The sequence below is a fragment of the Caballeronia sordidicola genome, from assembly GCF_001544455.2.
Classification (GTDB): domain Bacteria; phylum Pseudomonadota; class Gammaproteobacteria; order Burkholderiales; family Burkholderiaceae; genus Caballeronia; species Caballeronia sordidicola.
On record NZ_FCOC02000009.1, the window covers coordinates 149,142 to 173,313 of the forward strand.

The 24,172-nt window shown below is 60.8% G+C and carries 25 protein-coding genes; 11 read left to right on the forward strand and 14 right to left on the reverse strand.

All coding sequences use genetic code 11. The features are described 5' to 3' along the window. Window positions 1-138: 138 nt before the first annotated feature. The 10 genes from pyk to AWB64_RS16425 form a co-directional block, all read right to left on the reverse strand. On the reverse strand, window positions 139-1,551 hold the full coding sequence (gene pyk / locus AWB64_RS16385) for a pyruvate kinase (RefSeq protein WP_060856480.1): 1,413 nt from the start codon (window positions 1,549-1,551) through the stop codon (window positions 139-141). Window positions 1,552-1,569: 18 nt separating this feature from the next. Beyond that, the gene (gene pntB / locus AWB64_RS16390; RefSeq protein WP_060856481.1) at window positions 1,570-2,964 is read right to left on the reverse strand and encodes a Re/Si-specific NAD(P)(+) transhydrogenase subunit beta; all 1,395 of its coding nucleotides are present in this window, start codon (window positions 2,962-2,964) and stop codon (window positions 1,570-1,572) included. An 11-nt stretch (window positions 2,965-2,975) separates the two neighbouring features. Then, window positions 2,976-4,523, reverse strand: coding sequence for a Re/Si-specific NAD(P)(+) transhydrogenase subunit alpha (locus AWB64_RS16395; RefSeq protein ID WP_060856482.1), 1,548 nt, complete (start codon window positions 4,521-4,523; stop codon window positions 2,976-2,978). 1 nt (window position 4,524) lies between these two features. Beyond that, window positions 4,525-5,304, reverse strand: a complete 780-nt coding sequence (locus AWB64_RS16400) for a fumarylacetoacetate hydrolase family protein (protein WP_060856483.1) — start codon at window positions 5,302-5,304, stop codon at window positions 4,525-4,527. A gap of 84 nt (window positions 5,305-5,388) precedes the next feature. Continuing rightward, the gene (gene frc / locus AWB64_RS16405; protein WP_060856484.1) at window positions 5,389-6,636 is read right to left on the reverse strand and encodes a formyl-CoA transferase; all 1,248 of its coding nucleotides are present in this window, start codon (window positions 6,634-6,636) and stop codon (window positions 5,389-5,391) included. 314 nt (window positions 6,637-6,950) lie between these two features. Then, window positions 6,951-7,190 carry a hypothetical protein gene (locus AWB64_RS16410; RefSeq protein WP_060856485.1) on the reverse strand — a complete coding sequence of 80 codons (240 nt, stop codon included), beginning with the start codon at window positions 7,188-7,190 and terminating at the stop codon, window positions 6,951-6,953. A 260-nt stretch (window positions 7,191-7,450) separates the two neighbouring features. Beyond that, complete coding sequence (gene frc, locus AWB64_RS16415; RefSeq protein ID WP_060856486.1) at window positions 7,451-8,701, reverse strand: formyl-CoA transferase; 1,251 nt, start codon at window positions 8,699-8,701, stop codon at window positions 7,451-7,453. A gap of 23 nt (window positions 8,702-8,724) precedes the next feature. Further along, window positions 8,725-10,482, reverse strand: coding sequence for an oxalyl-CoA decarboxylase (gene oxc / locus AWB64_RS16420; RefSeq protein WP_060856487.1), 1,758 nt, complete (start codon window positions 10,480-10,482; stop codon window positions 8,725-8,727). Between the two features lie 63 nt (window positions 10,483-10,545). Further along, window positions 10,546-10,797 carry a hypothetical protein gene (locus tag AWB64_RS31590; protein ID WP_157766639.1) on the reverse strand — a complete coding sequence of 84 codons (252 nt, stop codon included), beginning with the start codon at window positions 10,795-10,797 and terminating at the stop codon, window positions 10,546-10,548. Window positions 10,798-10,889: 92 nt separating this feature from the next. Beyond that, window positions 10,890-11,606 (reverse strand): GntR family transcriptional regulator, encoded by a 717-nt coding sequence (locus AWB64_RS16425; protein ID WP_060856488.1) that lies wholly within the window; start codon window positions 11,604-11,606, stop codon window positions 10,890-10,892. Window positions 11,607-11,913: 307 nt separating this feature from the next. Here AWB64_RS16425 and AWB64_RS16430 point away from each other — a divergent pair, with 307 nt between their 5' ends. From AWB64_RS16430 to AWB64_RS16470, 9 genes are all read left to right on the forward strand, one after another. After that, window positions 11,914-12,423 (forward strand): DUF1993 domain-containing protein, encoded by a 510-nt coding sequence (locus tag AWB64_RS16430; RefSeq protein ID WP_060856489.1) that lies wholly within the window; start codon window positions 11,914-11,916, stop codon window positions 12,421-12,423. 282 nt (window positions 12,424-12,705) lie between these two features. Continuing rightward, on the forward strand, window positions 12,706-13,101 hold the full coding sequence (locus AWB64_RS16435; RefSeq protein ID WP_060856490.1) for a VOC family protein: 396 nt from the start codon (window positions 12,706-12,708) through the stop codon (window positions 13,099-13,101). A 39-nt stretch (window positions 13,102-13,140) separates the two neighbouring features. Next, window positions 13,141-13,785 (forward strand): twin-arginine translocation signal domain-containing protein, encoded by a 645-nt coding sequence (locus AWB64_RS16440; protein WP_157766640.1) that lies wholly within the window; start codon window positions 13,141-13,143, stop codon window positions 13,783-13,785. A gap of 38 nt (window positions 13,786-13,823) precedes the next feature. Beyond that, window positions 13,824-15,392 (forward strand): GMC family oxidoreductase, encoded by a 1,569-nt coding sequence (locus AWB64_RS16445; RefSeq protein ID WP_060856561.1) that lies wholly within the window; start codon window positions 13,824-13,826, stop codon window positions 15,390-15,392. Window positions 15,393-15,448: 56 nt separating this feature from the next. Beyond that, window positions 15,449-15,772 carry a ribbon-helix-helix domain-containing protein gene (locus AWB64_RS16450; protein WP_060856491.1) on the forward strand — a complete coding sequence of 108 codons (324 nt, stop codon included), beginning with the start codon at window positions 15,449-15,451 and terminating at the stop codon, window positions 15,770-15,772. Between the two features lie 3 nt (window positions 15,773-15,775). Next, the gene (locus AWB64_RS16455) at window positions 15,776-16,129 is read left to right on the forward strand and encodes a c-type cytochrome (protein WP_060856492.1); all 354 of its coding nucleotides are present in this window, start codon (window positions 15,776-15,778) and stop codon (window positions 16,127-16,129) included. Window positions 16,130-16,283: 154 nt separating this feature from the next. Beyond that, window positions 16,284-17,717 carry an MFS transporter gene (locus AWB64_RS16460; RefSeq protein WP_082850508.1) on the forward strand — a complete coding sequence of 478 codons (1,434 nt, stop codon included), beginning with the start codon at window positions 16,284-16,286 and terminating at the stop codon, window positions 17,715-17,717. 54 nt (window positions 17,718-17,771) lie between these two features. Beyond that, window positions 17,772-18,971, forward strand: a complete 1,200-nt coding sequence (locus tag AWB64_RS16465) for a CaiB/BaiF CoA transferase family protein (RefSeq protein ID WP_060856493.1) — start codon at window positions 17,772-17,774, stop codon at window positions 18,969-18,971. 2 nt (window positions 18,972-18,973) lie between these two features. Then, window positions 18,974-19,798 carry a citryl-CoA lyase gene (locus AWB64_RS16470; RefSeq protein WP_060856494.1) on the forward strand — a complete coding sequence of 275 codons (825 nt, stop codon included), beginning with the start codon at window positions 18,974-18,976 and terminating at the stop codon, window positions 19,796-19,798. Here AWB64_RS16470 and AWB64_RS16475 read toward each other — a convergent pair. Next, on the reverse strand, window positions 19,786-20,553 hold the full coding sequence (locus AWB64_RS16475; RefSeq protein WP_060856495.1) for an IclR family transcriptional regulator: 768 nt from the start codon (window positions 20,551-20,553) through the stop codon (window positions 19,786-19,788). The two genes, AWB64_RS16470 and AWB64_RS16475, sit on opposite strands and share 13 nt — an antisense overlap. A gap of 218 nt (window positions 20,554-20,771) precedes the next feature. Between AWB64_RS16475 and AWB64_RS16480 the strand changes: the two genes are divergently transcribed. Next, window positions 20,772-21,674, forward strand: a complete 903-nt coding sequence (locus tag AWB64_RS16480; protein WP_060856496.1) for an alpha/beta fold hydrolase — start codon at window positions 20,772-20,774, stop codon at window positions 21,672-21,674. Here the strand turns inward: AWB64_RS16480 and AWB64_RS16485 are convergent. The 3 genes from AWB64_RS16485 to AWB64_RS16495 form a co-directional block, all read right to left on the reverse strand. Then, on the reverse strand, window positions 21,671-22,138 hold the full coding sequence (locus AWB64_RS16485; RefSeq protein ID WP_099050550.1) for an RES family NAD+ phosphorylase: 468 nt from the start codon (window positions 22,136-22,138) through the stop codon (window positions 21,671-21,673). The genes AWB64_RS16480 and AWB64_RS16485 overlap by 4 nt on opposite strands. Continuing rightward, window positions 22,135-22,590: an Xre family toxin-antitoxin system antitoxin gene (locus AWB64_RS16490; RefSeq protein ID WP_060856563.1), complete on the reverse strand. Its 456-nt coding sequence runs from the start codon at window positions 22,588-22,590 to the stop codon at window positions 22,135-22,137. The genes AWB64_RS16485 and AWB64_RS16490 overlap by 4 nt, the downstream gene beginning before the upstream one ends. Before the next feature lie 77 nt (window positions 22,591-22,667). After that, on the reverse strand, window positions 22,668-23,090 hold the full coding sequence (locus AWB64_RS16495; protein WP_060856498.1) for a winged helix-turn-helix transcriptional regulator: 423 nt from the start codon (window positions 23,088-23,090) through the stop codon (window positions 22,668-22,670). 105 nt (window positions 23,091-23,195) lie between these two features. Here AWB64_RS16495 and AWB64_RS16500 point away from each other — a divergent pair, with 105 nt between their 5' ends. Beyond that, window positions 23,196-24,050, forward strand: coding sequence for an SDR family oxidoreductase (locus tag AWB64_RS16500; protein ID WP_060856499.1), 855 nt, complete (start codon window positions 23,196-23,198; stop codon window positions 24,048-24,050). Window positions 24,051-24,172: the final 122 nt, after the last annotated feature.

Sequence of the window (24,172 nt, forward strand, 5' to 3'; positions counted from 1 at the left end):
TTAACGAAAGTGAAAGTTTCTTATGCCTTGGATTAGTTAAAGCTTATATATTTCGGATGCCTTATAAAATTCGGACGTGCATAGCCGGCGCGCGATTTTCAGGCGCGCGTACACGTGCAGCGTTTAATTACATCGTACCTAAACGCGGGCAATCCGCAGCAGGTTTGTCGTGCCGGATTCGCCGAACGGCATGCCGGCTGCAATGGCGACCTGATCGCCCGGGCTCGCGAAGCCTTCCCGCGCAGCGGTACCGCACGCGGCGCTCACCATTTCGTCGACGGAACCAATATCCGGGCTTACCGTGGAGTGCACGCCCCACACCAGCGCGAGACGGCGTGCGGTCGCAAGCTTCGGCGTAATGCTCAGGATAGGCGCTGCCGGACGCTGGCGCGCGGCGCGCAAGCTCGTGTGTCCCGACGTGGTGTAGGTCACCGCGACCACCGCATTGATCGTTTGCGCAACATCGCGCAACGCGGCGCAAATCGCATCGCCCGGCGTGTTCAACGGCAGTTCATGCTGCGCGTCGATCAGGCTGCGATACAACGGATCGTGCTCCACTTCCTTGATGATGCGGTCCATCATCGCGACCGCCTGCACCGGGAAAGCACCGCTGGCCGATTCCGCCGAAAGCATGACGGCATCAGCGCCGTCGTAGATTGCCGTAGCCACGTCGGACGCCTCCGCGCGGGTCGGCACGGGCGCGGCGATCATGGACTCGAGCATTTGCGTGGCGATGATCACCGGCTTGCCGTGGCTGCGGCATGACCGAAGGATGCGCTTTTGGACTCCCGGCACGCGCTCGGGCGGAAGTTCCACGCCCAGGTCGCCACGCGCGACCATCACAGAATCGGACGCCTGAACGATTTCATCCAGACGATCCAGCGCCGCCGGTTTTTCCAGCTTGACCATCAGGCCGGCGCGATCGCCTATCAACTCGCGGGCATCGACCAGATCTTCCGGACGCTGCACGAACGAGAGCGCGATCCAGTCCGCGCCGAGCGACAACGCGAACTCCAGGTCGACGCGATCCTTTTGCGTCAGCACGGGAATCGGCAGGATGGTGTCCGGCACGTTCACGCCCTTTCTGTCCGACAACGCGCCACCGTGCTTCACGCGGGTACGGATGCGCTCGCCGTTGTTATCGAGTACTTCGAGGCGCAGCTTGCCGTCGTCGAGCAGCAGCGACTGGCCCGCGGCCACGACCTCGAACAACTCGGGATGCGGCAGGTACACACGATTCACGTCGCCGGGTGCGGGGTTGGTATCGAGTGAAAATTCCGCGCCTTCGGCCAGCATCACCTTGCCCGCGGCAAACGGGCCGACCCGCAACTTGGGACCCTGCATGTCGGCGAGGATGGAAATGGGCCGGCCGGAAACGCGCTCGACTTCGCGCACGAGGTCGTAGCGGCGCTTGTGATCCGCGTGAGAACCGTGGCTGAAGTTCAGGCGGAACACGTCCGCGCCCGCGTTGAAGAGTTGCGTGATCGTATCGATATCGGAAGTCGCGGGACCGAGCGTGGCGACAATCCTGGCTTTGCGTGAGCGGATCATGGGATTCCAGTCTTGTGATCAGGCGGCCGACAACTGGCGCAGCAACGCGTCGACGCTCGTCTTGGCGTCGCCGAACAGCATGCGCGTGTTGTCCTTGTAGAAAAGCGGATTGTCCACGCCCGCATAGCCGGTCGCCATGCCGCGCTTGGACACCACCACCGTGCGCGCCTTCCACACTTCGAGCACCGGCATGCCTGCAATCGGACTGCCCGGATCTTCCAGCGCACCCGGATTCACAATGTCGTTCGCGCCGATCACGAGCACGACATCCGTGGTGTGGAAGTCCTCGTTGATCTCGTCCATTTCGAGCACGATGTCATAGGGCACCTTCGCTTCCGCGAGCAGCACGTTCATATGGCCGGGCAAGCGGCCCGCGACCGGATGAATGCCGAAGCGGACGCGCACGCCGAGTGCCTCGAGCTTGCGCGTAATGTCGCTGATGGTCGTCTGCGCCTGCGCCACGGCCATGCCGTAACCCGGCACGATAATGACCTCGGAGGCATCGCGCAGGATGGTGCAGACTTCATCGATGCTGGTCGCCACCACTTCGCCGCCCACGTCCGCCGTGCTCGTTCCGCTCGCCGCGCCGAAGCCGCCAAGGATCACCGACAAGAAGCTGCGGTTCATCGCGCGGCACATGATGTAGCTCAGGATCGCGCCGCTAGAGCCGACCAGCGCGCCGGTCGTGATCAGCAGGTCGTTGCTGAGCATGAAGCCCGTTGCGGCGGCCGCCCATCCGGAATAGCTGTTGAGCATGGAGACGACCACGGGCATGTCCGCGCCGCCGATCGCCATCACGAGATGCACGCCGAGCGCCGCGGCGAGCACGATCATGATGAGCAACGCGGTGATGCCGTCGGCGATCACGTTTGCCGTGAGGAACCGGTATCCCAACGCCACGCACGCCGCGAGCACCGCGAGGTTCAGAAGGTGCCGCGCGGGCAAGACGAGCGGCTTGCCGCTGATCGTGCCTTGCAGTTTCAGGAACGCGACAATGGATCCCGTGAAGGTGATCGTGCCAATGAACACGCCGAGATAGATCTCGCACAGGTGGATGGTCAGTTCGGCGCCGGCAATATCGCCAAGCGGCATCAGGTAGTTGGTGAAGCCGATCAGCACCGCCGCCAGTCCCACGAAGCTGTGCAGCACGGCGACAAGCTGCGGCATTTGCGTCATCTCGACACGCCGTGCGAGCACGGCGCCGATCGCCGCGCCAATCACGGCCGCCGCCAGCACGACCGCGAGCCCCGCTCCTTGCGCAATGAGGAGCGTCGCGACGACGGCGATCAGCATGCCCGCGACGCCATACAGGTTGCCCCGGCGCGCGGTGCTCGGATGACTCAGTCCGCGCAGGCTCAGGATGAAGAGCACGGCCGCGCCCAGATACGCAATGTTGCCAATTCCGTTCAGCATGTTTTTTCTCCTTAATTGCGCTGAAACATCTTCAACATGCGCTGGGTCACGAGGAACCCGCCCGCAATGTTGATCGTGGCAACCAGCAACGCGATACCGCCAAGCACCGTCACCAGCGTGTCGGACGTGCCGAGTTGCAACAGCGCGCCGATCACGATGATCCCGCTGATCGCATTGGTCACGCTCATCAGCGGCGTGTGCAACGCGGGCGTCACGTTCCAGACCACCTGGTAACCCACGAACACCGCGAGCACGAAGACGGTCAGATGCGCGACGAACGCAGGCGGCGCGACCGCGCCGAGCGCGAGCAGCGCCAATGCGGCGACGGCCAGAATCACAACCGAGACGAAACCATTGCGCGGCTCTTCCTTGACTTCCGCCGCTACTGGCTTCGCGGGAGCGGGTTTGTGCGCCGCGATGGCAACCGTTTTCGGCGGGGGCGGCGGCCAGCTCACGGCGCCTTCATGCACGACGGTCGCGCCACGCATCACATCGTCGTCCATGTTGATCTTCGCGACGCCATCTTTCTGCGGCGTCAGATCGGTCAGCAAGTGACGGATGTTCGTGCCGTAAAGCTGGCTCGACTGCGTCGCCATGCGACTCGCGAGATCGGTGTAACCGACTATCGATACACCGTGGACCTGCACCACTTCGCCCGGCTGGGTAAGTTCGCAATTGCCGCCCTGCTCGGCCGCCATGTCCACGATCACGCTGCCCGCGCGCATCATGCCGACCATCTCGGCGGTGATCAGCTTCGGCGCGGGCTTGCCCGGAATCAGCGCGGTCGTGACGATGATGTCGACTTCCTTCGCCTGCGCCGCAAAGAGCGCCATTTCCGCCGCGATGAACTCCGCGCTCATCTGTTTCGCGTAGCCACCGCCGCCGCTACCTTCTTCCTCCATGTCGACCGTGAGGAACACCGCGCCCATGCTTTCGACTTGCTGCTCGACTTCGGCGCGCGTATCGAAAGCACGCACGATGGCGCCCAGACCACGTGCCGCGCCAATCGCCGCGAGACCTGCAACGCCTGCGCCGATCACCAGCACTTTCGCCGGCGGCATCTTGCCGGCCGCGGTGATCTGTCCGGTGAACACGCGCCCGAAATGCTGCGCCGCTTCAATGACCGCGCGATAACCCGCCATGTTCGCCATCGAGCTGAGTGCGTCCAGCTTTTGCGCGCGCGAGATGCGGGGAACGCTGTCCATCGCCATGACGTTGGCGCCAGCCGCGGCAAGCTGTGCAAGAAGCGCCGCGTTTTGCGCGGGCCAGATGAAGCTGATCAGCGTTGCGCCTCGCTTGAGCAACGCGGCTTCATGCGGCTCCGGCGCGCGCACCTTGATCACAATGTCGGCGTCGGACCATAACGCGTTCGTGTCGCTCACAATGTGTGCGCCGGCTGTGCGGTAGGCGTCGTCATCGAATGAGGCGGCGAGTCCCGCCTGCGATTCCACATTCACGGAGAAGCCAAGCTTCAGCAACTGGCCGACGGTCTCGGGCGTCGCTGCAACGCGGCGCTCGCCCGCGCGGATCTCGCGCGGCACTGCAATGGTCATCGCCATGTCAGACTCCGCCCGCTAAAACGTTCGACAACACGCCAATCCCGCCGATGGACACTTCAACCGTCGCGCCATCCTTGATCGATCCCACGCCAACGGACGTACCGCACGCGATCACGTCGCCAGGTTCGAGCGTCATGTCCTGCGAGATCAGGCTCACTTGCTGCGCGGGCGAAAAGATCATGTCCGAGAGCGGATAGTTCTGGCGCTCGACACCATCGAGCCGCGTGATGACATGTGCGTTACGCCAGTCGAAATCGCGCTGGATCGCGGGTCCAATGCAACTGAATGTATCGAAGCCCTTCGAGCGGCACCATTGCGCGAAGTTGGGATCTTCGTTGAGGAGTTCGGCGGCGGTGACGTCGTTGATGCAGCTATAGCCGAAGATGTAGTCGTCGGCTTCTTCTGCCGATACATTGCTGCAGCGCTTGCCAATCACAATGGCAAGTTCGCCTTCATACGCAATCTTGCCGTTGTACGCTTTCGGACGCTGGATAGGTTCGCCGTGGCCGATCACGGAGGTTGGCGGCTTGATGAGAAAGAGCGGATGAGAGGGCGCGGCCTTTCCCAGCTTTTCGGAAAGGGCGTGAAAGTTGTTCCAGAGCGCGACGACTTTTGTCGGTACGCACGGGCTCAGCAGCGTGACGTCTTCCCGGCTCAGCAGCTTCGCGCCCGGCGTTGCCGTCCCGAACATCTCGCCGTCGTACTGCGTGATGCGATGGTTTTCCAGAACGCCGAAACCCGTCTGGCCGTGCGCGTTCCGAAACCGTATCCACGTTTTCATCGAATGTCTCCTGCAAGTTTTTATGGGGTGCGCTGACGCCGCCGCATGGGCCGCGTCGCGTCATCTTTTTGTGCGAGCCCGCGCTCAAATGGCGCCGACAGCCCGCAAATGCGCAATCTGTTCCGGCTGGTAACCCAGTTCGGCCATCACTTCATCCGTGTGTTCGCCGAGCAATGGCGAACGCGTGACTTCAGTGGGGCTATCGGACAATTTGATAGGATTGCCAACAGTCAGATATTTTCCGCGCACCGGATGATCGACTTCCACAATGGTTCCGGTTTCGCGCAGCGACTGTTCTTCGGCGATTTCTTTCATCGAAAGGATCGGGCCGCATGGAATGTCGTACTTGTTCAGGATGTCCATGGCCTGGAACTTGGTCTTCGTCATGGTCCAGCGTTCGATCTCGGCGAAGATGTCCTTCAGGTGCGGCAAGCGCGCGGCGGCCGTGGCGTAGTCCGGATCGGTCGCCCATTCTTCCTTGCCGATCACGTTGCAGATCTTTGCCCACACGGGCGCTTGCGTAATGAAATAGATATACGCGTTCGGATCGGTTTCCCAGCCCTTGCATTTCAGGATCCAACCGGGCTGGCCGCCGCCCGATGCATTGCCCGCACGCGGCACGGCTTCGCCGAACTCTCCATTGGGATACTGCGGGTATTCCTTCATCACGCCGGTGCGTTCGAGGCGCTGCTGGTCGCGCAACTTCACGCGGCACAGATTGAGCACGCTGTCCTGCATGGCGGACAACACGTACTGGCCGCGGCCGGTCGAATGACGCTGATACAGCGCCGTGACAATGCCAAGCGCCAGATGCAGCCCGGTTCCCGAGTCGCCGATCTGCGCGCCGGTCACAACGGGAGGACCATCGTCGAAACCTGTGGTCGACGCGGCTCCGCCCACGCATTGCGCGACGTTCTCGTAAACCTTGCAATCTTCATAGGGTCCGGGACCAAAGCCTTTCACCGACGCCACGATCATGCGCGGATTCAGTTCCTGCACGCGCTCCCAGGTGAAGCCCATCCGGTCCAGCGCACCCGGCGCGAAATTCTCGACCATGACGTCGCACACCTGGATCAGCTCTTCCAGAACCTGCTTGCCTTCGGGATTTTTTGTGTCGATGGTGACCGAACGCTTGTTGTGGTTCAGCATCGTGAAATAAAGGCTGTCCGCCTCCGGGATGTCGCGAAGCTGGTCACGCGTGACGTCGCCCACGCCCGCCCGCTCCACCTTGATCACGTCCGCGCCGAACCACGCCAGCAACTGCGTGCAGGTCGGCCCCGACTGCACGTGCGTGAAGTCGAGGATCTTCACACCCTCCAATGCCTTGCCCATTTTCGTCTCCCTAAATTGATCCTTGTCTGCCTGGCATTGCGCTCGGTTCGGTTGCCGGACTTTGCCGGCTTATCTACCGTGGGCTGCTCATGGGTCGGCGACGGCTTGCGCGTCGGGCAAACTGCTTTGGTTCGCCCCTTCTGATATATCGTATTTTGAACATCGTATTTCTGCAACCGCTTTTATTGCTTATTTAGTCTGACGTCGCGCATTTGTTTTATGCGTCCGCTGAGTCGGTGAATGTGCGCGAGTTATCAGACATTTTATTAGGCGGCTAATTCAGGATTACCAATCATTAAACGCCCAGGCGTTAGTTAGCGCGCGGGCGCGGTGCTCAGCATTGCCATTGCCACGCGGCGCGCACCGGCTATTGCCGCGGCTTCGCTTTCGAACACGGCTTCGTCCACCACATGCTGATACGGCAGCAAGCCGGATTGGGCCTGCTGGTTTTCATCGACGGTGCGAATGGCGAGATAGGCCGCCCAGCCGCCGTTGTGGATCAACTGCATCGCGGACAGTTCGAGTTTGTATTGCCCAAGGACCTCGACGTGCATTTGAAATCTCCTGTTAAATCCTGACGATGGGAAGCCGCGACGCGCAGGCGTGCGCGAGCGGCACGTTGGCGCGTGATTCATCCGTAAGGGTATCGACGGCTGCGGCGGTTGACCGACTTGTAATCGATCGCGATTCCGCCAAATCTGGAAGGGCAGTGATTCAGTCAACGCGGCGTCCGCTTTGTGACGCCGCATTGTGCGGGGTCTCGAAGAATGAGACCCCGGTGCTTCGACTACTTTTTGCTACATGAACCAGACGCTCACACTGCCTGGATTTCCTTCAGGTTGAAGATTTCCTGCTGGCTGTAACCGAGGCTCGCCAAAACTTCTTCCGTGTGCTCGCCGAGCAGCGGCGAAGCGGTCACTTCCGGCTTCAGGTCCGAAAACTTGATCGGGCTGCCGACCGTGAGATACGAGCCGCGAACGCTGTGCGGCACTTCCACGATCGTGCCGCTTGCGCGCAGCGACGGATCGTTCGCCAGTTCCTTCATGGTCAGCACTGGCGCACACGGAATATCGAACTTGCGCAGGATATCGACAGCTTCGAATTTCGTCTTGTCGGCAAGCCACTCTTCAATGGTCGCGAAGATATCGAAGATGTGCGGTTGACGTGCCTCAGCCGTCTTGTACGCCGGGTCGTCGATCCATTCCGGCTTGCCAAGCGCCTTGCAGATTGGCGCCCAGGCATGACCCTGGATCGTGAAGTAGATGTACGCGTTCGGGTCCGTTTCCCAGCCCTTGCATTTCAGGATCCAGCCCGGCTGACCGCCGCCGCCGGCGTTGCCGCCGCGCGGAACCACGTCGCTGAATTCGCCGTGCGGATACTGCGGATACTCTTCCAGATAACCCACGCGGTCCAGACGCTGCTGGTCGCGCAGCTTCACGCGGCACAGGTTCAACACGCTGTCCTGCATCGATACCGCGACCTTCTGGCCCTTGCCGGTTTTATCGCGGCCAATCAGGGCCGTCAGAATGCCGATGGCCAGATGCATGCCCGTGTTGCTGTCGCCGAGCGCGGCGGCGCTGATGGTCGGAGGACCGTCCCAGAAGCCGGTGGTCGATGCCGCGCCGCCCGCACACTGAGCGACGTTTTCATAGACTTTCAGGTCGTCGTAATGATGGCCGTCGCTGAAGCCTTTCACCGACGCCACGATCATCTTCGGGTTCAACTCATTCAACCGTTCCCACGAAAAACCCATCCGGTCGAGCGCGCCCGGACCAAAGTTCTCCACCAGCACATCGGACTCGCGGATCAGCTTTTCCAGCACTTCCTTGCCTTCGGGCTTTTTCGTGTCGAGCGTGAGGGACTTCTTGTTGCTGTTCAACATGGTGAAGTACAGCGCGTCGGCGTCGGGAATGTCGCGCAACTGGTTACGTGTCACATCGCCCGAACCTGGACGTTCGACCTTGATCACGTCTGCACCGAACCACGCGAGTAACTGCGTACAGGCCGGGCCGGCCTGGACGTGCGTGAAGTCGATGATCTTGATGCCGTCGAGTGGTTTGCTCATGTCATGTCTCCTTGGGCGTTGCCTTACTTTTTCATCGCCGCGCTTTGCGGATTGAGGTTCGTCAGACGGCCGCTCTCCGTGCCGGCAGCTTCGTCGATAACAGCGTTGATCAGCGTCGGCTTGCCTGATGCAATACCTTCCAGCAGCGCCTTGGTCAGTTGCGCCGGCGTCTCGGCGTTAAAGCCCACGCCGCCGAACGCCTCGATCATCTTGTCGTAGCGCGCGCCCTTCACGAACACGGTCGGCGCAACGTCCTTGCCGCCGGTCGGGTTCACGTCCGTGCCGCGATACACGCCGTTGTTATTGAAGACGATGGTGACAACGGGCAGGTCGTATCGGCAGATGGTTTCGAGTTCCATGCCGCTGAAGCCAAACGCGCTGTCGCCTTCGATGGCGACCACCGGCTTGCCGCTCGTCACAGCCGCGCCAATCGCGAAGCCCATGCCGATGCCCATGATTCCCCACGTGCCGGAATCGAAGCGCTTGCGCGGTTCGTACATGTCGATGATGCTGCGCGCATAGTCCAGCGTGTTCGCGCCTTCGTTCACCACGTTGATGTCCGGACGCGTCTTCAGCACGTCGCGGATTGCGCGCAAGGCGCTGTGGAAGTTCATCGGCGACGGATTTTGCTCGAGCGTCGCGGCCATCTTCGCGAGGTTCTTGCTCTTCCTTTCCGTGATCGCGCCGGTCCATTCCACGCTCGGCTTCGTGAAGCCGCCCGACTGGATTTCCGTCAGCAGCGCCGACACGCACGAACCAATGTCGCCGATCACCGGCGCGGCGATCGCAACGTTGCTGTCGATTTCCGTCGGCGAAATGTCGATCTGGACGAACTTCTTCGGTGCCGCGCCCCACGTCTTGCCCTTGCCGTGCGACAGCAGCCAGTTCAGCCGCGCGCCGATCAGCACCACGACGTCCGCTTCCTGCAGCACGAACGAGCGGGCAGCCGACGCCGATTGTTCGTGTGTATCGGGCAAGAGGCCCTTCGCCATGGACATCGGCAGATACGGAATGCCGCTCTTCTCCACGAATGCGCGGATTTCAGCGTCGGCTTGCGCGTAGGCCGCGCCCTTGCCGAGCAAGATCAGCGGACGCTTCGCGCCCTTCAATACGTCGATTGCGCGCTTGACCGAATCCGGAGCGGGAAGCTGGCTCGGCGCGGCATCGACAACCTTGATCAGCGATTGCTGCGCCTTGACGGCATCGATGGTCTGCGCGAGCAGCTTGGCCGGCAGGTCCAGATAAACACCGCCCGGACGCCCGGACACAGCCGCACGGATCGCACGCGCGATACCGACGCCAATATCCTCCGCATGCAATACGCGATACGCGGCCTTCGCATACGGCTTCGCCGCGTTCAACTGGTCCATTTCCTCATAGTCGCCCTGCTGCAAGTCGACGATCTCACGCTCGCTCGAACCGCTGATCAGGATCATCGGGAAGCAGTTGGTGGTCGCGTTGGCGAGCGCGGTCAGGCCATTCAGGAAGCCCGGCGCGGACACAGTCAGGCAGATGCCCGGCTTCTTGGTCATGTAACCGGCGATGGCGGCTGCGTTGCCCGCATGCTGCTCATGGCGAAAGCCAATAAAGCGCATGCCTTCGGCTTGCGCGAGACGCGCGAGGTCCGTGATGGGAATGCCCACCAGACCGAAAATGGTGTGAATGTCGTTCAGCTTCAGTGCATCGATGACCAGATGAAATCCATCCGTCGTTTCCGCCTTCTTTTCTTCCAGCGTGTCGTTTGCAGTGGCGCTCTGCGGATTGCTTACTACTTCGGCCATGACGTCTCCTCCTTTGGCGGGGTGTTTGTGTAGTTCGTGATATACAATATTCCACACACAGTATTAGTCAAGCAGCTTTTTGTTTCGATACGTCATTGCTGCACTGCGGCGAATAGGTTTGGGACGATTTGATACGGTTCCTGGCGCTTTTATGTTTGCGTTGCACCAACTTGCGGTGACTTCGGAATTTTTGCGGCCAATGAATTTTGGTTGATTTCCGGCCTCGTAAAAACAAGCGGCAGGTTGAAAGCCTTGGCCGTTTTGAACGGGGTTGAGTGGTGAGAAAGTCAGGCGCAAACGCTTGCGTAAAACCATACGGATTCCTAACAGTAACGGGCTGTGAGCGAACATAGTCAGCCGGATTTACACGGCCTCAAGCCAAACGCAGCCAAACAAAACCACGACCCTCAATCGAGAAAATCGCAATTCGTCTCCACGAATTGCGCGAGTTCCACCGAATGCTGCCGGACGAGACTTTCGACGCGCTCAGTATCCCGCTGCTCCAGCGCCTCAATGATATGCATGTGATCCACGATCGATCGCGACGCGCGGTCGCTCTGCGCAATCGTCATGCGGCGGATTGCGCGCACATGAACGAAGAGGTTTTTCATTGTGTCGAGAATCACCTGCGATTGCGATAACTCCAGAATCGCCTGATGAAACGCGAGGTTTGCTTCCGAATACTCTTCTATATGGTCGGCCGGCGTGGCATCGCGGAAATCGTCGAACATGCGGCGCAATCCCGCTATGTCCTCCTCCGACGCGTGCAGCGTCGCGAGCCGCGCGGCCATGCTTTCGAGCGCAGCCCACATATAGATCATGTCGACGATTTCGCGCTTCGTCTTGCGCTGAATATAGATGCCGCGTCGCGGCACCGTGCGCAGGAAACCTTCCTGTTCAAGCAGCGTCATCGCCTCGCGAACCGGCGTCCGGCTCACGCCGAGCGCTTCGGTCAGTTCCTTTTCGTCGAGCCGGATCTCTTCGCGCGACCGGTAAATATCCGCATCGGCAATAGCCTGCTTCAGCCGCGCATACGCCTGGTCGCGCAACGAAGCCGATGCACTGATCGGCACAAGTGCAAGCGTCAGGGGCGTCGGGCGGATTCCAACATACGTATCAGCCATTGAGGTGGGTGTCTCCCTGTTGGTATGAAGCGCAGCATCATTATTTAAATATACCCAATATGGTATATCAAGAACAAACGCAGCATAAACCCGTTTTACGCGTTCATGTGATATCGGGTTTTCCCTAGCCGTTGCGTTGCTCGGGCGGGCGTCGTTTTCGCGGACGCTTATAATCTGGCGCGGTTAACGGCGTTATAGCTTCATCTGACTTCGCGCCGGACCAACGGATCCAATCGCTCAATCCATCTATCAGGCGCGTTGCCCTCTGCGCCGGCATACGGACATCCACCCTATTCCCAGAGAGACCATGACCATTTCCATCTACAACGCATCCGTCCCGGTCTTCAAGCAAATGCTGACGGCTTTGTCCGAGGTGCTGCGCAAAGCCGAAGTGCACGCAACCGAAAAGAACATCGAACCGAACGCGCTGTTGCAGGCACGCCTGTTCCCGGACATGTTCCCGCTCGTGCGCCAGGTGCAGATCGCCGTTGATTTCTCGAAGGGCGTAAGCTCGCGGCTCGCAGGCGCTGAAGTACCGTCATGGCCCGATACCGAAGTCACGTTCGCCGATCTGCAGGCGCTGGTTGCAAAGGCGCTGGCCCACATCGCATCGTTCGATGCCGCGCAATTCGAAGGCAGCGAAAACAAGGAGATCGTGCTGCGCCCGGGTACGCCGAAAGAGAAGAAGCTCAACGGCAGCGCTTATCTGCAGCACTACGGTTTGCCGCAGTTCTTCTTTCACGTCACGACCGCGTACGCCATCCTGCGTCACAACGGAGTGGATATTGGCAAGCGCGACTACATGGGCGCTTATTGAGCGTTGATTGTTGAACATTGGCTTTCGCTGTGCGCCAGGTCTTCAGCCGGCGCGAAAGTGTCTGGTCGTATCGTCTCGTTCGAGGCGATACGTTCGCTCGCATGTCATCGAACTCCCGTTGATCGATCGTGCGCCGAGGGCGTGCCGGTTCTAGGTGTTTAACCCGAGCAAACGCGCTCCTTAAGGGAAAACACAGGGCCGCTAAAGCAGCGTAATAGCCCGCTATTACCCGGTTTTCTGCCAACGTTGCATACTGAAGCGACGCCATGACACGAGCCGCGCATGACCAAATTCCTCCACCTGATGATCCGCGTCCAGGCGCTGGATCGCTCTATTGCGTTCTATCAGGACGCGTTCGGCATGCGCGAATCGCATCGCCTTGATTTCGATACTTTTACGCTCGTTTATCTTCGCGATCCACAGAGCGGCGCGGAGATTGAACTCACGCTGAACAAGGGGACGGCCACGCCCTATACGCACGGCACGGGCTACGGTCACGTGGCGTTCGCCGTCGACGATCTGGCCACGTTCCGCGATCGTTTGATCAGCCAGGGCATGCAGCCGGGCGAACTCAAGTCGCTCACGCACGATGGCGCTGTCGCCGCGCGCTTTTTCTTCATTACGGATCCCGACGGCTACAAGATCGAAGTGTTATCGAGGGAGGGCCACTACGTATGAACTGACGCAGGTACTGGACAACTATAAAAGGAGACAATCATGCCCAAGGCAATCCCCATTGCCGTCGTCGCCGCCGAAGGCCTTCAAGGTTCCGCGGCCGGTTTACATACACATACACATCTCGCCGTGCCGCCCGCGCGCGTGAGCCGCCGGCACTTCCTCCAGGGTTCCGTGGTCCTGTCCGGCGTACTGGCGGCCGGCACGCCCATCGCGCTGCTCGCGCCCAGTCGCGCGTGGGCGGTGGAACTGACTCACATCGATCAGTCCCAGGCCGACGCCATCATGACGCTCTCGCGCACGCTCTACCCGCACAAGACGTTGCCCGACGCGGTCTACGCGCTGGCCGTGAAGGATGTCGATGCGAAAGCCACCGATCAGAAGACCATGGACGTGATCAAGAACGGCGTGGCGAAACTGAACGACGCGGCGCAGGGCAAATGGACCGGCAATGGGACGCTCTCCGACGCGCAGCGCACGGCGATCGTCGAGGCAAATCAGACCGATCCGTTCGTGCTGCTCGTGCGCGCGCAATGCGTCACCTCGCTCTATAACAACGACATGTCGTTTGCGCACTTCGGCTACGAAGGCGAAGCGTTCAGCAAGGGCGGCTACGTGGGCCGCGGATTCAACGACCTGACATGGTTGCCGAATCCGCCTGCCGGCGCGAGTCCGCCGGTCGCCTGAACCCGAACCTGAACGCAAAAACTGCCGAGGAGGCAAGCATGGCTAAGTTCGACTACAACGACGATTCCGTTGTCGTGATCGTCGGTTCGGGCGCGGGCGGCGGGACGCTCGCGAACGAGTTGTGCCAGAAGGGCGTGAAAGTCGTAGTACTGGAAGCGGGCAAGCGCCAGTCATCGGCCACGTTCATCAACGACGAATGGAAATCTTTCGGGCAACTCGCCTGGACCGACAAGCGCACTACATCCGGAGACTGGCGCGTCGCGAAGGACTTCCCCGAGTTGCCGGCGTGGATCTGCAAGACCGTCGGCGGCACGACAACACATTGGGCGGGCGCGTCGCTGCGCTTTCACGAACACGAGTTCAAGGCGCGCACCACGTATGGTTCCATCGATCAAGCGAATCTGCTCGACTGGCCGATCACGCTTTCAGACCTGCAACCGTACTACGCGCGCGCCGAGAACAAGATGGGCGTGACGCGCACAAACGGCATTCCGGGACTGCCGGGCAACAACAACTTCAAGGTCTTCTACGATGGCGCGACCAAGGTCGGCTACAAGGATTGCAACACCGGGCACATGGCGATCAACAGCCGCCCACGCGCGGGACGTGGCCAGTGCATGCAACTGGGATTCTGCTTCCAGGGCTGCAAATCGGGTGCGAAATGGTCCACGCTCTACACCGAGATCCCCGCAGGGGAAGCAACCGGGCGCCTAGAAGTGCGTCCCGAGTCGCATGTGATGCGTATTGAAACGAACGCGGCGGGAAAGGCAAGCAGCGTGATCTATACGGACGCCGATGGCAAACAACAACGCCAGCGCGCACGCGTGGTCTGCGTCGCGGGCAATTCCATAGAAACGCCGCGGCTCTTGTTGCTCTCGGAATCATCGAAACATCCTGACGGACTTGCAAACAGTTCGGGCCAGGTCGGACGGAACTACATGCGCCATACAACGGGGTCCGTCTACGGCGTGTTCAAGGAGCCGGTGCATTTCTATAGGGGAACGGTGATGGCGGGCATCATCACCGACGAAGCCGGGTTCAATCCGAAGCGCGGCTTCGCGGGCGGCTACGAGATGGAGACCATCTCGCTCGGCCTGCCGTTTGCCGCGGCGTTCTTTGACCCGGGCGCGTGGGGATCGGACTTTACCTACTATATGGATAACTACGCAAATACCGCGGGCATGTGGATAGTCGGCGAGGACATGCCGCGCGAGACGAACCGCGTCACGTTGAATCATGACGTGAAGGATCAGATCGGCTTGCCGGTGGCGAACGTCCATTACGACGACCATCCGAACGATACTGCCATGCGCGAGCATGCGTTCAAGCAGGGCGAGGCCATCTATACAGCCGCGGGCGCGGTCAAGACGTTGCGTACCCCGCCCTATCCGTCCACGCACAATCTCGGCACTTGCAGGATGAGCGCGAAACCGGGCGACGGCGTCTGCAACAAGCACGGCCAGACTTTCGATGTCCCCAACCTCTTCATCTCCGACGGCAGCCAGTTCACGACCAGCGCGGCCGAAAATCCAACGCTCACCATCGTGACGCTGGCAATCCGGCAATCGGATTACATAGCGGACCAGATGAAACGCCGCAGCATCTAGACGCTGCAACGGAGCCGCCATCGGGCGGTTCCGCCTTCACTGCAAGGAGTTCGTTCATGTGCAGGATCTACGCTCAAACCGATCCGATTCTCTACGAATGCCGCGCGCGCTCGGTGCGCATCAGCGGCGTGACGACAACCATCCGGCTGGAGAACCTGTTCTGGCAGACGCTGTCCGAACTCGCCGCCGACAACGACATGACCACCAACCAGCTCATCGCCAAGTTGCATGAGGAGATCACGCAGCATCTCGGCGAGACGACGAACTTTGCATCGTTCCTTCGCGTCACCTGTCTTCGATATCAAGGACTAAGAGCGAACGCGTCGATGGACTTTCGAAGCCACGTGACGAGCAATGCGGCAGACAAGGTGGCGGGCTGATCGATGAAGAAAGGGTCGAGCGGAACTCTTTGCCTTGCGTTTGAATTTGCGTTTCTATTCACCCTCTTCACAGCGCAGCCGGCGCGTGCGACGCCGGACGGTGCGGCGGCTTTGGCAATCGTGCAGAAGAACAATTGCCTTGGATGTCATGCGGTGAAAACGCAGGTCGTCGGCCCGGCTTATCAGGCGGTCGCAAAAAAGTACAAGAACGATCCTTCCGCGCCTGAGAGGCTATTTGCGAAAGTCCGCAACGGCGGCGCCGGTGTCTGGGGTGAAATTCCGATGCCGCCCAATCCCACTATCAGCGATGCCGATTTACACACGGTCATTGACTGGATCCTTGGCGGGGCAAAGTGATTGGCTAAGGCCGGCAGCGCGTTGATGGCTGCATCTAGGTAAAACCCCTTATTTCGCGTGCCCTCCTCACGCACTAATCTCGCATCACCTTCAAACAGAACGACGTTCTGTCTAACAGAACAAAACGAACGAGACGCCCGCAGGAGGGTTGAAAATGGCAAGTCTGCCAATCGATGCGACTAGTGGATCGCAAAAACCAAACGCCGGCGGCAGGGAAACCGTGCCCGGCATCAACGCGCGCATTGATCGCCTGCCCGCCACGCGCTCCGTGTGGGCGCTGGTTTTCATGCTGTCCATTGGCGGCTGGTTTGAATTCTACGACCTGTTTTTTACCGCCTACGTAGGTCCGGGCCTTGTGAAAAGCGGCTTGTACTCGACCACCACGGCGTCGTTCTTCGGCGTGTCGGGGCTTGGCGCGTTCGTGGCGGCATCGTTCGCGGGCTTGTTCATCGGCACGTTCTTCCTGGCAGGACTCGCCGATAAATACGGCCGCAAGACCATCTTCACCGTGTCGCTGCTCTGGTATTCCATAGCGACCCTGGTCATGGCGTTCCAGAGCACCGCACCCGCCATCAATATATGGCGGCTGATTGCGGGCATTGGCGTGGGCGTGGAGCTCGTCACCATCGATACCTACGTCAGTGAACTCGTGCCAAAGCACTTGCGCGGCCGCGCGTTCGCGTTCGTCCACCTCGTGCAATACACGGCCGTTCCGTCGGTCGCGTTTTTCGCGTGGTGGCTCGTGCCGCAAAAGCCGTTCGGTCTCGACGGCTGGCGCTGGGTGGTGATCATCGGTGCGCTGGGTGCGCTCGTGGTGTGGGCGATCCGCCAGCGCGTTCCGGAAAGTCCACGCTGGCTCGCGCAGCAGGGCCGCGCCGCGCAAGCCGAATACGTGCTTCACGCACTCGAAACGAAAGTCGCCGCGCAGTACGGACGTGCGCTGCCGGAGCCTGTCGCGACCGTCGAACCGGCGACCACCAAAGCCGCGTTTCGCGAAATCTGGCAACCGCCGTATCGCAAGCGCGCGATCACCATGCTTGTCTTCAACTTCTTCCAGGCGATCGGCTTCTACGGTTTCGCTTCCTGGGTGCCCACGCTGCTTGTCTCCAAAGGCGTCACGATCACGCATAGCCTGCTGTATTCGTTTGTCATCGCGATCTCGAATCCGTTCGGGCCGCTGCTCGGGATGGCGATTGCAGACCGCATCGAACGAAAGACGCTGATTGTGCTGTCCGCGCTCGGCATTGCGGTGTTCGGGAGTGTGTTTGCAACGCAGACATCGCCCGTCATGCTGATGATTCTCGGCGTGCTGATTACGTTGTGCGGCACCTTGCTCTCGGTCGGGTATCACGCGTACCAGACCGAGCTTTTCCCAACGCGGCTGCGCGCACGCGCCGTGGGTCTCGTCTATTCCATCTCGCGTCTTTCCGCCATGTTCTCCGGTTTCATGATCGCGTTCGCCTTGCGTCACTTCGAAGTGACGGGCGTGTTCGCGCTGATTAGCGCATCGATGATCATGGTGATGGGCGCCATCGGCATCTTTGGACCGCGCACGAACAATCGCAATCTGGACGAGATTTCCCATTGATGTCGAGCGTTGCGCCATATGTAGGTTGGGTATTTTTGGACAAGAGGGTTTGACATGACGCTTCCGTTAGCAGGAATACGGGTGCTGGATTTATCGAATGTGCTCGCCGGGCCGTTCTGCGCGTATCAGCTTGCGCTGCTCGGCGCCGAAGTGATCAAGGTCGAGCATCCCGAAGGCGGCGATCTTGCCCGGCGGCTCGGCGCTGACAAGGAAGCGTCGGCGCGGGATATGGGCGCTTCGTTTGTTGCAGTGAACGCGGGCAAGCAATCGATCACGCTGAATCTTAAAGACGCACGCGGCAAGGAAATTTTGCGCTCGCTGGTGAAGACCGCGGACGTACTTGTCGAGAATTTCCGGCCCGGCGTGATGACGCGTCTTGAACTCGGCTACGAAGCGCTCAGCGAAATCAATCCGAAACTCGTCTATTGTGCTATCTCCGGATTTGGTAAGGATGGCGAATTATCGAAGCGCCCGGCTTACGATCAGATCATCCAGGGCATTTCCGGCGTGATGAGCGTAACCGGCGATCCGGAAAGCGCGCCCTTGCGGGTCGGTTATCCCGTGTCGGACACGGTCGGCGGACTGACCGCCGCATTCGGGATTTGCGCCGCGCTGGTCGACGCGCGCGCCAGCGGCCGCGGACGGATGCTGGATGTATCCATGCTGGAAGCCACGCTTTCTACCATGGGCTGGGTCGTGTCAAACTACCTGAACGCAGGCGTCACGCCAGCGCCAATGGGCAACGAAAACTTCACGGCCGCGCCCTCCGGCACGTTCAGGACCGGCGACGGTTTGCTCAACATCGCGGCAAACGAGACCCGGCAGTTCGTGAGTTTGTGCCGCTTGATCGGGCGGCCGGATCTCGCCGATGACCCGCGCTTTTCGGAACGCAACACGCGCAAGGTGAATCGTGCGGCGTTGAAGGCGGAGATAGAAACCGCGTTGGCCTCGGACAGCGCGGTGAACTGGGACGCGAAATTCATCGAAGCCGGCGTGCCCGCCGGACGCGTGATGTCGGTGCCCGAAATCCTCGCGCATCCGCATATGGTATCGCGCGAATTCGTGCATGAATTCAACGGCGATGACGCCGCAACACGGCAACGCGTCACGCGCGCGGGTTTTCGTTTCGCCGATACCGACACCGCGCCCGCATCGCCCGCGCCGGTGTTGTCCGCGAACACACGCGAACATCTTTCCGCACTGGGTTTCGACGCAACGGAAATCGATCAGCTACGCGCCGAAGGAGTGATCTGAACATGACGCAGGAATTTGACGCCGCCGCGCTCGCCGCGGATTACTGGAGCACCTCGATCATCGATATCCATCCGGGGTCGATCAACGTGCGCGGTTTTCCGATCCAGGAACTGATTGGCTCGATAAGTTTCCCGCAGATGATCTGGCTGATGTTGCGCGGAGAATTGCCCGATAAAAACCAGGCAGGTTTATTTGAAGCCGCGCTGGTGGCGTCGGTGGACCACGGGCCGCACGCACCTTCCATCGCCATCTCGCGCATGGCGACGAGTTGCGGTTTGCCGCTGAACGGCGCAATGGCTTCCGCGATCAACGCACTCGACGACGTCCACGGGGGCGCCGGCCAGCAAGCTGTCGAGCTATACGATTCGATCGTCGCGCTGGAGAACGCGGGCGCCGCGCTGGAAGATGCGGTCGAGCAAGGCGTCGATGCGTTTATCGGCGAACGCGGCAAGTATCTGCCGGGCTTCGGGCACAGGTTTCATCCTGTGGATCCGCGCGCAACCAGGCTGCTTGCTTTAGTCGATGCCAGCGTTGAACACGGCGTGATCGGCGGAAAATATGCGGCGGTCGCGCGGGGTATCGAGGCGTTATTGAAAGCGCGCAAGAACAAGCCGGTGCCGATGAACATCGATGGCGCGACCGCCGTGATTTATGCCGAGCTTGGCTTTGCGCCCGAGCTTGCGCGCGGCGTGTTTTGTTTGTCGCGGGCGGTGGGCATCTTGTCGCATGCGTGGGAGCAGCGCGGCCGGAAAGAACGCAATAAAGGTCCGATGCCGCGTCAGATGGCGTACAAGTACACGGGCAAGCCCGAGCGTCATCTGGCCTGAACGTCCGCCACGCGGCGCTGCGCGGCGCGCAACGCGCGGGCGTCACCGCCGAGCGCATCGGTTGCGCGCGCGGCGCAATCGAACAGCGCGTCAAGGTTGTTTGCAACGAACGCCTGATCAATACGCGAGCTCGGTCCCGCAAGCGTAATCACGCCGCGCAAGGTCTGGCGAACACCGAAGACGGGCATCGATACACCCGCGGTTTCCCGGTCGCGCTCGCCCATCGATACATAATAGAAGTCCTCGCGAATCTGCTCGAAGACCTCGCCCGGCTTGCCGCCAAAAGCCAGCAGCGCCATTCCGCCCGAACCGCTTTCCAGCGGCAACACATCGCCTTCGCGCACGTGATAACGCACGGCGTGCGTCGAATCCACACGATGCAAACACACGCGCACGCCGTCGTCGCGAACATAAAACGACACGCTTTCGCCGCTGATTTCGGCGAGTTCGCGCATGAGCGGAACGAGAATGTCGCCCAGATTCAGGCTGCGTTGATACACGGCGCCCAGCATGAACGTGGACGGCCCCAGCTGATAGCGGCCGTCGTCGCGACGCAGCAGCAAACGGTGCTGGATCAGCGCGCCAGCAAGGCGCAACAGCGTGCTCTTGTACAGACCGGTCCGGGCGGCGAGTTCGGCGAGCGTGAGGGCGTCGTCGTCGGGGCGGAATGCAAAAAGAATCGCACACGCGCGGTCGATGACAGCAACGCCGTCGCCCGCTTTCGGGCCAGGTTTATCGGCGGGCGTTGTTGGCATGGTGACGTGACGTTGTTGTATTGAAGGGGAAATTTTACGCGATGCGAGTTAGGCGGGATATGGCCGTCTGGATAACTGGCCGGCAAGAAGAAAGACGCGGCGCGGGCAGATTGTTAGTTGCTTTTTCGCTTAATCCGACATTGGATCGAGGAACGCCCGGTTCGAGAAACGTGTCGAACGGCAACGATCATGCATCGAGGCACTTCGGGAGAGCGCACATGGTAAACGACCCGCAAACCGCACAAACCGCACGAACAGCGAGGCTTGAAATTGCGTACACGACATCCGGTCCCGCTGACGGTCCGCCCGTTCTGCTGCTGCACGGCTGGCCCGACGCCGCGCGTGCCTGGACACCCGTGGCAGCGCGTCTCGCCGAATCGGGCTTTCGCACCATCGTCCCGGATCTGCGCGGCCACGGCCAAACCCGCTTTCTCTCGCCAGGCATTCTTCGCGACGCATCGGCCGCCGCGCTCGCGCAGGATGCAATCGACCTTGCTGACGCGCTCGGCGTTGAACATTTCGATGTGGTCGGCCACGACTGGGGTGCGCGTGCGGCCTACACGCTGGCGGCGCTGTTCCCCGAACGCATCGGTCGAATCGCTGCCCTTGCTCTCGCGTTTCAACCCAATGCCGCGTTCGAGTTACCCCGTTTCAGCCAGGCGCGCAAGTTCTGGTATCAATGGTTCATGTCGCTCGATGACGGTCCCGCCGCGCTCGCCGCCGATCCCAAAGGGTTTGCACGTTTGCAGTGGGACACGTGGTCGCCGCCGGGCTGGTTCGATGACAACGAATTTGCGCGCACCGCCGCTGCTTTCGATAACCCCGACTGGGTGCCGATCACACTCAACGGATATCGCCGGCGCTGGCGTGAGGGCGAAGTGTCCGATCCTGAGTACGCTGCGTTGCAGTCAAGACTGGCTGGCATCGACCGGATTTCGGTACCGACGCTGATGATCCAGGGCGGCGCGGATTTCTGCGATGAACCGGCGTCGTCGGAAGGAATGGATCGGCATTTCACTGGCGGATACCGGCGCGTGGTGCTGAATGGAGTCGGCCACTTTCCACCAAGGGAAGCGCCCGGCGCGGTGGCGGATCTGCTCATCGCGCATTTGAAGGCCTAATCCTTCGACAACAGCCGCAAGATCCGTCTGTCATGGCGCACCTGAATGACTTCCGCGATCTCGAGTCGGGCCGCGTCGGGATGCGCCGGATTCAGCACATAATTGGTCGCGGGCAAAATGGCGCTCGGCACTTTCAGCAACGCGGTTGTTCCGCTGGCCAACCATTCGGTGCCGGCCGATTGCGTCCATTGCATGTCGGTGCGCCAGTCTTCGGGGGTATCGGCTTCGAGCAGTTCCGCGATCGGGATGTCGTCCGGCACTTCAATGCGCAGCAGCTGGTAGGAATCCGGAACGTATTCCGAGTGACTCAGTTCCTGGTGGACGAGAATTTCGAGCAGCGCCGAGGCCGGGTGTTCAGCGAGATACGCAACCGGCTGCCCCGTGAAATGCCAGCGCCCCGGCGCGCGCAATCCGCCAATGCCTTTCAGATCGGCGTAATTGCTGATGCGCCAAAGCTCCATCAGCCGAAATACCCTTCGTCCAGTTGCACGAGCGCTTCTTCGACCAGCCGCGCGCCGTGTTCCGTGCTGGCCATATCGAGCGCGGTCTTTCCGCCAAAACGACGTTGCCGGCTTCTCAGCCACTGCATCGACTTGTCCTGATTGTCGAAAACCGTGTCGGACTGCGCGACGAGCTTTGCGAGGCGGATGGCCTTGTCGGATTCCTCGGTCGAGAGACGTTCCTGGTTTTGCCTGCGATGCGTGAGCGTTCGGCGCGGAATGATGAAATTCAGCTCGTCCGCTTTCAGGCCGTGCGCCGACAACCGGTCGATGACATCGACCGCTACCCGTTCGCTCGCGAGTTCCGCGAGATCCAGTCCGGAGTGAATCGACGCGTCGAGCAACTCCGCGAGCAACGCGAATTCGGCCCGCTTTGGATTGACGGACCCGGTGGGTTTGAAAGCGACGGCGATCATGGCGAAATCCTCAAAATCCTGCCTTGGCAATTTGCACATTCATTATAGGCATTTTGCCGATGCGTTGCGAGTCCCGTCTACACGTGTCCAGATGCGTTCGCGGGTTCGGTCCGCGCGCTCAATATCCGGGAGAGGTTGACCTCGATCCAGTCGGCCAGCGAACTCACCTGCCGCGCGACCTCGTCGCCCAGCGGCGTCAGCCGATAGTCGACGTGCGGCGGCACTACGTCATACGACGTACGCACGACAAACCCATCGGCGGCTAGCCACTGCAACGTCTGCGCGAGCATTTTTTCGCTTACGCCATCCACCTTGCGGCGCAGGTCGCTGAAACGGCACGTCTTTTCATCCAGCAGCACCATCAGTACGAGCACGCCCCACCGGCTGGTTACGTGCTTGAGCACTTCGCGCGACGGACAGTCGGCCGAAAGCAACTCGCCGCGTCGAACGAGTTCGGACAGCGGTACGGTTTCTATGGGCAATTCGAAATTCGACTTCACGGATACTTACCTCGGCGTACGTACTTACGAAAAGTTAGTTTATCCGATACCGTGCGGATTCGGTCGTGTCCCGCGCCGTTTTTTAACCGTTCAAGGAGTCACTTCATGATTGCTGTCACCGGAGCCACCGGCCAACTTGGCCGGCTTGTTATAGAAGCATTGTTGAAAACCGTGCCCGCCTCGCAGATCGTCGCGGCCGCGCGCACGCCCGAGAAGGCCGCCGATCTTGCCGCCCGCGGTGTGCAGGTCAGGCGTGCGGATTACAACGAGCCCGCGACGCTCGACGCGGCGTTCGCGGGCGTCAAGAAGCTGCTGCTGGTTTCATCGAGCGAAATTGGCAAGCGCGGCACGCAGCATCGTGCGGCTATTGATGCAGCCCGCCGCGCGGGTGTCGAATTGATCGCCTACACCAGCGTGTTGCACGCCGATACCTCGCCGCTCGGTCTTGCGGGCGAGCATCGCGAAACCGAAGCGGCGTTGCGCGACTCGGGCGTGCCGTTTGTCGTGTTGCGCAACGGCTGGTACACGGAGAACTACACAGGCAGCCTTGCGCCCGCGCTTGAGCATGGCGCGATTCTCGGCAACTCGCGCGATGGCCGGATTTCATCGGCTGCCCGCGCCGACTATGCCGAAGCGGCGGCGCTCGTGATAACCCGCGGCCCGCAAGCTGGCCAAATCTACGAGCTGGCGGGCGACACCGCCTACACCCTCACCGATCTCGCGGCGGAAGTCGCGCGGCAATCGGGTAAAGCGGTGGTGTATCGAGACCTGTCCGAGGCCGACTATAAAGCGGCGTTGATCGGCGTCGGTCTCCCCGAGCCCGTGGCCGCATTGATCTCCGACTCGGGAACAGGCACCGTGAAAGGCGCCCTCTTCGATGACAGCCATCAATTGAGCGCAATCCTCGGACGCCCGACCACGCCACTCGCTACGGTTGTTGCTGCGGCGCTCGCCAGGTAACCGGCCATGACGCGCGGTCGATGCACAAGGCCGCGCGATCTTCGGATCCAATGTCACTCTGTATACTTATCAGATGTAGCGTTTTTTATTGTCAAACTAAGCCCACGCTGGTAGCCTTCCTC